The sequence below is a fragment of the Clostridium sp. CM037 genome (assembly GCF_055081095.1).
In genome coordinates this window covers 2627511-2640603 of the sequence record NZ_CM143650.1, presented here as the reverse complement: position 1 = coordinate 2640603, position 13093 = coordinate 2627511, and the positions used below count along the sequence as shown (strand labels likewise).

Annotated in this window: 10 protein-coding genes; all 10 read left to right on the top strand. The window is 33.3% G+C overall.

Features of this window, described 5'->3' with window-relative positions; all coding sequences use genetic code 11:
• Positions 1-53: 53 nt before the first annotated feature.
• The 10 genes from ACWJKP_RS12860 (at position 54) to ACWJKP_RS12815 (ending at position 13029) form a co-directional block, all read left to right on the top strand.
• The gene (locus ACWJKP_RS12860) at positions 54-1331 is read left to right on the top strand and encodes an ABC transporter substrate-binding protein (RefSeq protein ID WP_165414471.1); all 1278 of its coding nucleotides are present in this window, start codon (positions 54-56) and stop codon (positions 1329-1331) included.
• 59 nt (positions 1332-1390) lie between these two features.
• Complete coding sequence (locus tag ACWJKP_RS12855) at positions 1391-2317, top strand: carbohydrate ABC transporter permease (RefSeq protein ID WP_462961199.1); 927 nt, start codon at positions 1391-1393, stop codon at positions 2315-2317.
• Complete coding sequence (locus ACWJKP_RS12850; RefSeq protein WP_165414472.1) at positions 2317-3150, top strand: carbohydrate ABC transporter permease; 834 nt, start codon at positions 2317-2319, stop codon at positions 3148-3150. The genes ACWJKP_RS12855 and ACWJKP_RS12850 overlap by 1 nt, the downstream gene beginning before the upstream one ends.
• A 235-nt stretch (positions 3151-3385) precedes the next feature.
• Entirely contained in the window at positions 3386-4528 is a 1143-nt protein-coding gene (locus tag ACWJKP_RS12845) for an SNIPE associated domain-containing protein (RefSeq protein ID WP_165414473.1), read from the top strand.
• Positions 4529-4660: 132 nt separating this feature from the next.
• Positions 4661-5872 carry a dicarboxylate/amino acid:cation symporter gene (locus ACWJKP_RS12840; protein WP_165414474.1) on the top strand — a complete coding sequence of 404 codons (1212 nt, stop codon included), beginning with the start codon at positions 4661-4663 and terminating at the stop codon, positions 5870-5872.
• A 77-nt stretch (positions 5873-5949) separates the two neighbouring features.
• Positions 5950-6789, top strand: coding sequence for an ATP-dependent sacrificial sulfur transferase LarE (gene larE, locus ACWJKP_RS12835; protein WP_165414475.1), 840 nt, complete (start codon positions 5950-5952; stop codon positions 6787-6789).
• Between the two features lie 433 nt (positions 6790-7222).
• Positions 7223-8632: a group II intron reverse transcriptase/maturase gene (ltrA, locus tag ACWJKP_RS12830; RefSeq protein WP_165415056.1), complete on the top strand. Its 1410-nt coding sequence runs from the start codon at positions 7223-7225 to the stop codon at positions 8630-8632.
• Positions 8633-8962: 330 nt separating this feature from the next.
• Positions 8963-10642, top strand: coding sequence for a glycoside hydrolase family 13 protein (locus tag ACWJKP_RS12825; RefSeq protein ID WP_165414500.1), 1680 nt, complete (start codon positions 8963-8965; stop codon positions 10640-10642).
• A gap of 104 nt (positions 10643-10746) precedes the next feature.
• Positions 10747-10884, top strand: a complete 138-nt coding sequence (locus ACWJKP_RS12820; RefSeq protein WP_165414501.1) for a hypothetical protein — start codon at positions 10747-10749, stop codon at positions 10882-10884.
• 45 nt (positions 10885-10929) lie between these two features.
• On the top strand, positions 10930-13029 hold the full coding sequence (locus ACWJKP_RS12815) for a sodium-translocating pyrophosphatase (RefSeq protein WP_165414502.1): 2100 nt from the start codon (positions 10930-10932) through the stop codon (positions 13027-13029).
• The last annotated feature ends 64 nt before the right edge of the window (positions 13030-13093 follow it).

The following is a 13093-nucleotide window of genomic DNA, read 5'->3' as shown; positions in this document are numbered from 1 at the left end:
GTTAATATGATGAGGGAGAAATCGAAATTTATGAAAAGAGAGGATGAAGAATAATGAAAAAGTTATCAATAACCTTAGCATTTGTTATGATTGCTTCCATGTCTTTTTTCGGATGCAGTAAATCTACTGAGCCAAAGGTAACAACTATTCAGTTTATGGAGACTCTAACCAGTCCTGAGAGGACTAAATTTGTAAAAGAGCTTATATCTGATTTTGAATTAAAGAATAAAGATGTAAAAGTGGAACTAATCTCTGAGCCGTGGGAACAAGCCCATGATAAAATCATTACAATGTCAGCTGCAAATCAACTGCCAGATGTAATGGAAATGGCTGCAAATTGGGTTTCTGAAATCGGTGCAACCGGAAAGCTTGAAGATTTAGGACCATATTATAATAAATGGGACAAAAAAGATACCTTGACAGAGAAAAGCCTTAAGCTTGGTAAAGCATACAAAGACACATTGTATGTCGTTCCACATAGTTTATATTTCCAGTCAATGTATTATAGGAACGATTGGTTTAAAGCCGCAGGTGTTGATCTTCCAAAAACAACAGAGGATTTCTTTAATACTGCAGAAAAAATCACGGATAAATCAAAAAACAGGTATGGATATTCCTTCAGAGGAGGAGCGGGAAGCTGGACCCTTATGTCGAACTTCATTATGACTAATGGAGGATTCACAAATTACTTTGATGAAAACGGTAAATGTGTATTTAGAAAACCTGAATCCGTTGAAACATTTAAGAAATTCACTGATATGTATCTAAAGGCTGCCCCAAAGGATGCTCTTAACTGGGGATATGCAGAAACAGTTGATGCATTCACATCAGGTAATACAGCCCTAATCATACAGGACTCTGAAGTAATAAAATCATGTGAAACAAAAATGGACAAAGGAACATTTGAAACAGGATTATGTCCTGTAGGTCCTAATGGCAAGAGATATTTACAAGGAGGATACATTGGGTTCTCAATGACATCTGCGTCATATAAGAAAGAAGCTTCTTGGAAATTTATTTCTTATATGATGAGCCCTGAAGTTAACCTTAAATGGGGTGTTAAAAACTCAGTTATTCCTGCAACAAAAGTACCTGCTGATAGCGCTGAGTTAAAAAAAGGTTATATTTCTGCATATACAAATACTTTAGAAGATTCGAATACAGTATTGTTCAGTGCTCCTGAATATTTGCCAGAATGGGGAGAATTTACAGGAAAGATTGCTGGGCAAGAACTTCAGTCATATCTCTTGAAAAAGCAAACTGCAGAAAAAACTATGAACAATATATCTACGTATTTAGAAAATGCAAATGCAAAATACAATAAAAAATAATAGTATTAAATCAATAGGAATGGAGAAATTCTCCATTCTTCTTTATAGGAGGGAGTAGTTTGGATATTAGAAAATCATTAACACCAAAAAAACGAGTTATAAACAGTGTTAAGAAAAAGAATATTGAGCCTTATTTATATATAATGCCCGGATTAGTATTAATGTTTGTTTTTATTGGGTATCCAATTGCAAAGGGGATAGCAACCTCCTTCTATCATTACAGACTAAATGATCCCAACATATATTTTAATGGCCTTGAAAATTACAAAGCAATACTGGCAGAAAAAGATTCTTGGAAGATTTTAAAAAATTCATTCTGGTGGGTTGCAGGTTCGGTAAGCTTCCAGTTTACATTTGGGTTAATTTTGGCGCTGCTACTAAATAGAAAATTTAAATTTAGGAGCTTATATCAAGCCTTAGTCCTTGCTCCTTGGGCAGTACCTGGATTTTTAATAGGACTTATATGGAAATGGTTACTTAATGGGCAATATGGAGTTATAAATGATATATTTATTAAATTACATTTAATAAAAGAGCCTATTTCATTCTTGGCACAATTAAATACTGCACTTCCAAGCACAATAGTGGCAAATATTTGGTATGGTATACCGTTTTTTACCATAATGATTTTGGCTGCACTTCAGTCAATACCGTTGACTTTATACGAATCTGCAGAAATAGATGGTGCAGGAAAAGTAGCAAAATTTTTCAAAATAACTTTGCCATACATAAAACCCACTATCATTACAACTTTGCTGCTTAGAGTCATATGGATATTTAGCTTTGCAGATATTATATATATAATGACAAATGGTGGGCCTTTGAATTCATCAAATAATCTGGCTTCTTATATTATTTTTAAAGCATATAAAGCCCTTGATTTTGGGCAGGCATCAGCTCTAAGTGTCATATTTTTAGTAATACTACTCATATATACTATACTTTATCTATCAATTACGAAATTTGAAAAAGCAGGTGATTTTTAATGAACAAGGAAGATAAATTAATCAGAGCATTGAGATACTCTTTAATGGTAGTATTCTTTATTTTTATGACTTTTCCTATCATCTGGATATTTATTACATCGGTAAAGTCAGTTAAGGAGATAGTGACCATACCTATAACATACTTTCCAAAACATTTTACTTTAGAAAATTATGAAAATATATTAAAAACTACAAACTTTCCAGTATACTTTAAAAATAGTGTGATTGTAGGTACTACTGCTTCAATAGGGACTTTGATTATATCACTATTTGCAGGGTATTCTCTAGCAAGGTTTAAATTTGCAGGTAAAAAACTTACCCTATTTCTATTCCTTGCAACTCAGATGGTTCCTGTGGCAGCGATTATAGTGCCTATATTTATACTTTTTTCAAAACTAGGCCTTATAAATAATCTTCTTGGATTAATAATAATTTATATAGTTCTGAACATCCCTTTTTGTACTATGATGATAAGGGGCTTTTTTGAAAAAATACCTTATACTTTGGAAGAAGCTGCAATGATTGATGGATGTTCAAGGATACAAGCATTGATAAAAATAATACTTCCTGTAATGAAACCAGGTATTATTGCGACTTTTGTTTTTGCTTTTATGGGAGCCTGGAATGAATTATTCTTCAACACACTATTTATAAGCCGTGAAGGCCTTAAAACTCTGCCAACAGGGATTAATGCTTTTATCGGGAAATATGATATAGATTGGGGTATGATGACAGCGGGTTCTGTTATTGCTTTAATACCTATATTTATTATGTTTGGTGTTATCCAAAAGTATCTGGTAGGGGGTCTTACTGACGGTGCTGTCAAAGGATGATAATTTTATCTATGGTTGTGTATAGACAAGTTAGAGATTATATAACAAGATGATGCACCTAGAAATAGGTGCATTTTTTATATTTAGGGTAGTGAGCTACAGTATACATAAGGATAAAATCAGGAAAATATTAATAGTTTGGTAATTATTGAGCTAAAATTTGACTTATTACTATATTTACGAGTGAATTTTTTGTGGTATAATGTAAATTAATAAAGAAATAGGAGGGTTTTCAATGGCAATACTTACGTCTATTAAAGATGCTTTAAATGCGAAGCAATATAAATCTGAGGTTGAAAAACTAATCGAGGAAAATAAAAATTTAAAATATATAAAATTAACTCCAACTCAAATGGGAATGAGTCAAATTTTATCTAAAACTAAAGAACTTGAAGCAGAGCTCGAAGGATATGATAATATAATCAAAACAAAAACAAAAGACATACAAGAACTTAAAACAGAATATAATGATCAAGCTGTGTATCAGTCTAGAGAATTTGAACAAAAATCGAATGAATATGATGATTTAATTAAGCTGAAATGTAAAGAGCTTGAAGATAAATCAGCAGAATACGATGGCATAATTGAAAACAAGAGTAAAGAATATGATGATCTAATTCAGCTAAAAGGTAAAGAACTTGAAGATAAATCAGCAGAATACGATGGATTAATTGAAAACAAAGGTAAAGAGTACGATAATTTAATCCAGTTAAAAGATAAAGAACTTGAAGATAAATCAACAGAGTATGATGACTTTATTGAAATGAAAAGTAAAGAATATGAGGATATGTTCAAACTAAAAGCTAATGAAATTGAACAGAAATCAAATGAATATGAAGTTTTAATTGAAACTAAAACAAAATCCATTGAGGAACTTAATGCAGAATATAACGATATAAAAACATGTGTGGATAGCTTAAAGTCTCAAATAATAAATTTAGATGATGATATTTTAATGCAAAGTTTTGGAGTTTATAAATCTGAATATAATTTAATGAATTCAGAAAAATGTTCTACAATGCTTCAGGATATAAGAGAAAAGCAAATTGAGATGATCAAATCTAAGGAAGCTATAGAATTTAAGCAGTGGATTGTTAATGGAAGTATAAAAGAAGGCAATCAACTAGTTGGGGATATGACAGAGGATATGATTAAATTAGTCCTTAGGATTTTTAATGATGAGTGTGATTCTATAATTGAAAAGGTTAAATTTAGTAATATAGAGATGATAGAAAATAGAATCAAAAAATTCTTTGAGGATTTAAATAAGCTTGGGAACATAACACAAGTTAAAATAGCTCCTATATATTTGGATACTAAACTAGAAGAACTTTATCTTTCTTATGAATATAAACTTAAAGAACAGGAAGAAAAGTAAAATAATGGTTGTGAGATAACCATAGAAGAACTATAATAAAACTATAACAAAAATGCATTATTTATGAAAGTAATTATTAAAAGTAAAATTTAAACGTCAAATTAAGGCGTTTATTTATAAGGAGGAATAAAAATGAAAAAAACAGTGAAAAAGAAAAAAATAGGATTACTTCCTAGACTTATTATTGCTATCATACTAGGTATCATTTTAGGAAAAATACTTCCAGGAACAGGGATTAGGGTTTTTGCAACATTCAATGGACTATTCGGTCAATTTTTAGGTTTTGCTATACCGCTTATAATTATAGGATTTATAGTACCTGGTATAGGTGATCTTGGTAGTGGGGCTGGTAAAATTCTAGCTTTAACTGCAGGAATAGCGTATGCCTCTACTATAATTGCCGGATCGATAGCATACTTTGCAAATATTACTATTCTTCCAATGTTTTTAAAACCTGGAGCACTAGGATCAAATTTTGGTAGTAGTGAGAGTGGGCTTGCTAAAGCCTTTATTGAATTTAAAATACTACCTTTAATGGATGTAATGACTGCTTTAGTTCTTGCATTTACAATAGGGATAGGAATTGCTGCAATAAAATCTACTGCCATAAAGAGTGTTATGAAGGAATTCCAAGAAATTATAACTAAACTGATTTCTGGAATAATAATTCCACTACTACCTATATACATTATGGGTACTTTCGCAAATATGACTTATGCTGGTCAAGTTGAATCTATATTAAAAGTATTCTCAAAAGTATTCATTTTAGTTATTTTACTTCACATTATAGTAATTGTTCTTCAATATGTAGTTGCCGGAAGCATAGCAGGTGCTAATCCATTCAGATTAATTAAGAAAATGATTCCTGCATATTTAACAGCTATAGGAACTCAATCATCTGCAGCGACTATTCCTGTTACTCTTGCTCAAACTAAAAAAAATGGAGTAAGTGATGGAGTAGCTGACTTTGTAGTTCCACTTTGTGCAACTATACATCTTTCAGGTAGTACAATAACTTTGGTAAGTTGTTCTCTTGCAATAATGATGTTAAATGGTATGAATTATAGTTTTGGAACTTTCTTTGGATTTATTTTAGCATTAGGAGTTACAATGGTAGCGGCTCCTGGAGTTCCTGGTGGAGCTGTTATGGCATCACTTGGACTTCTTCAAAGTATGCTCGGATTCAATGAAACATTGACATCGCTTATGATAGCTCTATATGTAGCCCAAGATAGTTTTGGTACTGCTTGCAACATAACTGGAGACGGAGCAATTGCTGTAATAATAAATAAAATCTCAGGACATAAACTTGAAACTCCAAAGAAAAAAGATGCTATTGCTTAAATATTATGGTAAATTAAATATAGTGATATATTTTTAGTGTAAATAGTAATAGTCTTATAAGAATAGGAGGATGAAATATGGAATTAGATTTGAAATTTCAAAAGTTAAAGGAGATTCTTCAAGATTTAGAAAGTGTAGCGGTAGCGTATTCAGGGGGTGTTGATAGCACGTTTCTTTTAAATGTAGCAGCTGATGTTTTGGGGAATAGGGTTATAGCAATAACGGCAAAGTCATCAACATACCCGGAAAGAGAATTTAAGGAAGCTGTTAAATATATTGAAGGTATCGGAGCAAAGCATATAGTCATAATTTCGGAAGAATTAGAAATTGAAGGATTTGCTAAAAATCCTGTTAATAGGTGCTATTTTTGTAAAAAAGAACTTTTCTCAAAGATTAGAAAAGTTGCTGATGATAATAACATTAATGCGGTTTTAGATGGTTCTAATGCTGATGACGCTTCCGATTACAGACCGGGAATGAAGGCAGCTAAGGAATTAAAAGTTATTAGCCCATTAAAGGATGCTGGATTTACGAAAAATGATATAAGAGTACTGTCAAAGAGATTTGGTGTACCTACTTGGGATAAGCCAGCATTTGCATGTCTATCCTCAAGATTTCCATATGGCAATGAGATAACGGTGAAAAAACTAAGTATGGTTGAAAGAGCCGAACAGTTTTTATTGGATTTAGGGTTCAGACAGATAAGGGTAAGGCACCACGGAGATATAGCAAGGGTAGAGGTTAATGTTGAAGAAAGAAATAAATTTTTCAATATTGAAATGATGGATAAAGTTGGAAACGAATTGAAAAGTATTGGTTTTAAATATGTAACCCTTGATTTGTTAGGCTATAGAACTGGAAGTATGAACGAAGTACTTAGCGTAGCAGAAAGAAATTCAGTAAAAGCTCTTGATTAAAATCAAGAGCTTTTTTTTTAGTGTGCCCGGCATGGGCGTAATCTAACGGGTGAAAGTCCCGAGTGCGGGTTGATAGTGCCAAGCACATAGTTGAACACCAAGGGTGTCCTCGGCGACGAGGAATCTGAAGGCAGGTGTAGACAAATTTCCAGTCTGACGAACAGAAATTACATATAAGGCATGGTATACTGGGTAAAATTGCTAAACAAATTGAAGCCCAAAACTATTCAAAAAAAAAATATACTGTGTAAATGTAGCAGATACATGGAGAGAAAGATTGCGTTCTTACCCGGGGAGAGCTCATGGACATGTTAAGATGTATTTCGATACATGGTTGAAATAAGATTTATCATGAGCAGTCAGCCGACGCCATAGTACCAAAATATTTATAAATATTTTGGGAAGGGCTGAACTATAGGAGGTTTTGAAAATTTTGAAGAACTCAAAGAAATATGTAGAAATCAGAAAACTTCATAATGAAGACTATCTATGCGAGGTAGGGTTGGAAATCCAAGATAACATAGAAGTGATGAGTATTTCTTCGGCGTCAAGGAATGGAAGAGACGACAAGAAACGAGATACTAATAACCTAATGGAGCAAATTCTTCATCGTGGCAATTTGAACAAAGCATACAAAAAGGTGAAGAAAAATAAAGGAAGTAGTGGCGTGGATGGAATGACAGTAGATGAACTACTAGAATACCTAAAACGTAACAACAGCCAACTTCAAAAGGATTTAATAGAAGAAAGTTATACCCCAATGCCAGTCCGTAGGGTAGAAATAGATAAACCCGACGGTGGGAAAAGACTTCTAGGAATACCTACGGTAGTAGACAGGGTAGTACAACAGGCGATAGCCCAAGTGTTAACACCAATCTACGAGGAAAAGTTTTCAGAAACAAGTTTTGGATTCCGACCAGGAAGAAGTCAACACCAAGCGATTGAAAAATGTAAAGAACACATCAACGACGGTTATAAATGGGTCGTTGACATTGACATATCTAAGTATTTTGATACTGTAAATCATGATAAACTCATGTCCATCCTATCCAAGGATTTAGATGACAAAAAGGTATTAAGATTAATAAGGAAATATTTACAATCAGGTGTAATGATAAACGGAGTGGTCGCAGAAACAGACCTCGGATGCCCGCAGGGTGGTCCATGTAGTCCGCTACTCAGTAATATTTATCTAAATGAATTGGATAAAGAACTGGAAAGGCGTGGATTAAGGTTCTGTCGTTTTGCAGATGATTGCAATATCTACGTTAAGAGCAAACGATCTGCGGAAAGAGTAATGAGGTCAGTTACAAAATTTCTGGAGGAAGAACTGAAACTGAAAATAAATCTAAACAAAAGTAAGGTAGCTAGGCCATGGAAACTGAAATACTTAAGTTTTTCATTTTACAATGGCAAAGGTGGAATTCAAGTACGTGTACACCCGAAAGCTATAGAAAAACTTAAGAAAAACATCAAAGAAGTAACTTCAAGAAGTAATGGGAAAAGCCTAGAATGGAGATTCCAAAAACTGAATCAGAAACTTCGAGGATGGATAAATTATTTCAGAATAGCTAATATGAAAACTATAGCAAAAGAGCTAGACCGATGGTTAAGGAGAAGGATACGCCTCTGTATATGGAAACAATGGAAAAGGGTCAGAACGAGATTCAAGGAACTTAAAAAGAGAGGGCTATCAAAACAAAAGTCTTGGGAATATGCAAATACACGAAGAAGTTATTGGAGAATATCCAAGAGTCCAATTATGAATATTGCATATAAAGATAAAGACCTAGAAAGTCTAGGTCTAATCAGTATAACGAAATATTATCTTAGAACTTGTTAGTTCTTATAGAACCACCTTGTACCGAACGGTATGCAGGGTGGTGTGAGAGGTCGGCTAATCAAATAATGATTAGCCTCCTACTCGATTATTATTAATAGTTGCTATATCAAAGCTTGTTTTATCTAAATAAATTTAATTTTCATGAAATATTTTTTATAGCAAGTAAAAAATATATACTAATTTACATTTACGTGGTAAAATGTGGTAAAGTAAATTAGATATCGACTAAATGCAATTGCTAGGAACTTAAAGACAAAAACAAGCCATACTATACGGGTATTGTTACCAAAAGTTAAGGAAGTTATAAAACAATAGAAAGAAGGAGAGTTTATGAATAAATATTGGTGGAAAGAAAGTGTAGTTTATCAGATTTACCCAAGAAGTTTTAAAGATAGTAATGGAGACGGAATCGGAGACTTAAGAGGAATAATAGAAAAACTTGATTATCTTAAGGAACTTGGAATTGATGTAATATGGTTGTCGCCTGTTTATGAATCACCTAATGATGATAATGGATATGATATAAGTAATTACCAGGGGATAATGAAAGAATTTGGAACCATAGAGGATTTTGATTTATTGCTATCACGAGCTCATGATAGAAAAATTATGATAATGATGGATCTTGTTGTAAATCATAGTTCTGATGAGCATAAATGGTTTATTGAGAGTAAGAAATCTAAAACAAATAAATATAGGGATTATTACATTTGGAGGGACGCAAAAGATAGCTTGCCTCCCAATAATTGGGGATCGTGCTTTAGTGGTTCTGCTTGGGAATTAGACCCTCAATCACAAATGTATTATTTACACTTGTTTTCGAAAAAACAACCAGATTTAAATTGGGAAAACGAAAATCTAAGAAAAGAAATCTTTGGTATGATGGAGTGGTGGCTAGAAAAAGGAATTGATGGTTTTCGTATGGATGTTATTAATATGATTGGAAAAGATCAAAGCTATCCTGACGGTATTCTTAATGGAGATAATAACTATGCAGATCCAGGTAATTTCAGCAAAAATCATCCAAAGGTTCATGATTATTTACAAGAAATGAATAAAGAAGTATTAAGTAAGTATGATATTATAACTGTTGGCGAAACGCCAGATGTAACACCTGCGCAAGCTATCGAATACGTAGGTGAAGATAGGAATGAATTAAATATGGTGTTTCAATTTGAACATATGAGTGTAGGAGATGGACCAGAAGGGAAATGGGGCAAAACAAAATTTGATCTGAGTGAATTTAAAACTATTATGTCAAAATGGCAAAATGAACTTGAAGCTAAAGGATGGAATAGTCTTTATTTAAATAACCATGATCAACCAAGAATGGTTTCACGTTTTGGAAATGATAATAAATATAGAATTGAATCTGCAAAAATGTTAGCAACCTTTCTTCATATGATGCAAGGTACTCCCTACATTTATCAAGGTGAGGAAATAGGTATGACAAATGTGAAATTTGATAGCATTAATGATTACAAAGATATTGAAACCATAAATGCATATAGAGATTTTACTGAAAGTGGTAAAAAAAGTCATGATGAGATTATGGATTCTATTTATAAAAGGGGTAGAGATAACGCAAGAACGCCATTTCAGTGGAACAACAAAAAAAATGCAGGTTTTACTGATGGAACTCCTTGGATCAAGGTAAATCCAAATTACAAATATGTTAATGCGCAATCGCAACTCGAAGATGAAAACTCTATTTTTAACTATTACAAAAAACTTATAAGACTAAGAAAGAATAATGAAATAATAGTATATGGAAAATATACTTTGATTTTGGCGGATAACAAAGATATTTATGCATATACAAGAGAATTTAAAAATGAGACTCTTTTAGTAATATGTAATTTCTGTGAGAATATTGCTAAGTTTGCTCTTTCCAACAATATAAAGTATGAACATAAAGATCTTCTAATTTCAAATTATATTGTAGAGACTGAGTCCATAGATGAAATTAACCTTAAACCTTATGAAGCAAGAGTATATCTATTAAAATAAGTGAACTATATAAGTGGAATTAATACTCAAGGTTTGAAACCCTCAAAAACTTGTTAAATTAGGGTTTGAGGGTTTTTATATATACTGATAAATTAGGTGTACGAATGATTTTCAAAAAGCAATATATGAGAAGTAAACTGCAAGAACATTTAATTTTGGCGGAAAGTAGTAGAAAAAAACTTGATGATATCTTAAAGCTTTCAACTGAGTTTATAGCATGGTATAATAATACAATATTGTAATATTAATAAAGATGCTATTACTAAAATACTTAGGAGGGAATTATTATGAATTTATTGATTTTAGCCCCAGCTTGTTCCATATTAGCCCTTGCTTTTGCTGGATATCTTGCAGCTAAAGTACTAAAAGAAGATGAAGGAACCGAGCAGATGAAAAAAATTGCAGCTGCTATTAGAAATGGTGCAGATGCATATTTAAAAAGACAGTATACAGGAGTGATTATTTTCTTTGCGGCTATGTTTGCAATATTGGGAATACTTGCAGCATTTGGGTTTATTACCTTGTTTGCACCTTTTGCATTTATAAGTGGAGGGTTCTTCTCAGGGCTCTCAGGCTTTATAGGGATGAAAATTGCCACCCGTGCAAATGTTAGAACTACACATGCAGCTGGGAAAAGTCTTAATAGTGCTTTAAATGTTGCCTTTTCAAGCGGTGCAGTAATGGGACTTACCGTTGTAGGTCTTGGACTTCTTCATGTTAGTATATTTTATTATTTATTGGATTTTTTCTATAGAGATTTAGAAGCGGGTATAAGAATTCAAAATATAACAAGTGCAATGATTACATGTGGAATGGGAGCTAGTGCCATGGCATTATTTGCACGTGTTGGTGGAGGTATATTTACTAAAGCTGCAGATGTAGGTGCAGATCTTGTTGGTAAGCTTGAAGCAGGGATTCCTGAGGATGATCCAAGAAACCCTGCAGTTATAGCGGATAACGTTGGAGATAATGTTGGAGATGTAGCTGGTATGGGTGCAGATTTATATGAATCCTATGTTGGGTCAATAGTAGCTACTGCTGCTCTTGCCGTAGCAGCTGGACTTGGAGTTTCAGGTGTTACAATTCCTATGATTATAGCAGCTATAGGTATAGTTGCATCTATTATTGGAACCTTCTTTGTTAAATCAGGGGAGAAAGCTGAGCAAAAAAGTCTTTTATCAGCTCTTAGACGAGGTGTTTACGTTAGTTCTGCAATAATTGCAATAGCTACCTTCTTCCTAGTCTGGAATGTACTTGGATGGGATCACATTGGAGTTTACTTTGCAATATTAAGTGGTCTTATAGCAGGTAACTTAATTGGGTTTTGTACAGAGTACTTTACTTCAGACACATACAAGCCTACCCAAAAGCTAGCACAAACAACAAAAACTGGTGCAGCAACAGTTATAATAGGTGGTCTTTCACTTGGAATGATGTCTACTTTTCTTCCTGTTGTAATAGTAGCTGTGGCTATAGCAACTAGTTTTTATTTTGCTGGAGGATCAGCAGATTACAATATGGGGTTATATGGTGTAGGAATAGCTGCAATAGGTATGCTTAGTACACTAGGTATAACACTTGCTACGGATGCTTATGGTCCTGTGGCAGATAACGCTGGTGGTATTGCAGAAATGACTCATCAAGAGCCTATAGTACGAGAAAGAACAGATGCTCTTGATTCTTTAGGAAATACTACGGCAGCTACAGGAAAAGGTTTTGCTATAGGTTCTGCAGCTTTAACTGCTCTTGCGCTTATCGCAGCATATAGAGATCAAGTGGAAATAATTATAAAAAAAGAAAATTTGGATTTTGTTTTTAATTTGTCAGTATTAAATCCACAGGTTCTTATAGGGTTATTTATAGGTGGAATGGTGCCTTTCATATTTGCAGCACTCACCATGGATGCAGTAGGAACGGCAGCACAACTTATAGTAGTAGAAGTTAGAAGACAATTTAAAGAGATAGTGGGTCTTATGGAAGGTAAAGCAGAAGCTGACTATGCAAGGTGTGTTGATATCTGTACAAAATCAGCTCAAAAGGAAATGATTATGCCAGCATTACTCGCTATTACTATTCCAATAGTAGTTGGTTTACTTTTAGGTGTAAATGGCGTAGTAGGATTATTAGCAGGAGCAACTGTAACAGGTTTTGTACTTGCTATTATGATGGCAAATTCAGGTGGAGCTTGGGATAATGCTAAAAAGCATATTGAAGCCGGAAACCTAGGTGGAAAAGGATCGGATTGTCATAAAGCTGCCGTTGTTGGTGACACTGTAGGAGATCCATTTAAGGATACCTCAGGTCCATCCATAAACATATTGATTAAATTACTTTCAATGGTATCAATAGTATTCGCAGCATTTATTTTGAAGTTCTCAATGTTTTAGATATTACAAAGTCGACTGTAAAATACTAATAATAACCACCGATTAAGATGCTGTTTGCATCTTA

Excerpts from the sequence above, each read along its gene's own strand:
- ACWJKP_RS12860 (WP_165414471.1), top strand. The coding sequence starts at position 54 with ATGAAAAAGTTATCAATAACCTTAGCATTTGTTATGATTGCTTCCATG.
- ACWJKP_RS12850 (WP_165414472.1), top strand. The coding sequence starts at position 2,317 with ATGAACAAGGAAGATAAATTAATCAGAGCATTGAGATACTCTTTAATG.
- ACWJKP_RS12845 (WP_165414473.1), top strand. The coding sequence starts at position 3,386 with ATGGCAATACTTACGTCTATTAAAGATGCTTTAAATGCGAAGCAATAT.
- ACWJKP_RS12840 (WP_165414474.1), top strand. The coding sequence starts at position 4,661 with ATGAAAAAAACAGTGAAAAAGAAAAAAATAGGATTACTTCCTAGACTT.
- larE (WP_165414475.1), top strand. The coding sequence starts at position 5,950 with ATGGAATTAGATTTGAAATTTCAAAAGTTAAAGGAGATTCTTCAAGAT.
- ACWJKP_RS12825 (WP_165414500.1), top strand. The coding sequence starts at position 8,963 with ATGAATAAATATTGGTGGAAAGAAAGTGTAGTTTATCAGATTTACCCA.
- ACWJKP_RS12820 (WP_165414501.1), top strand. The coding sequence starts at position 10,747 with ATGATTTTCAAAAAGCAATATATGAGAAGTAAACTGCAAGAACATTTA.
- ACWJKP_RS12815 (WP_165414502.1), top strand. The coding sequence starts at position 10,930 with ATGAATTTATTGATTTTAGCCCCAGCTTGTTCCATATTAGCCCTTGCT.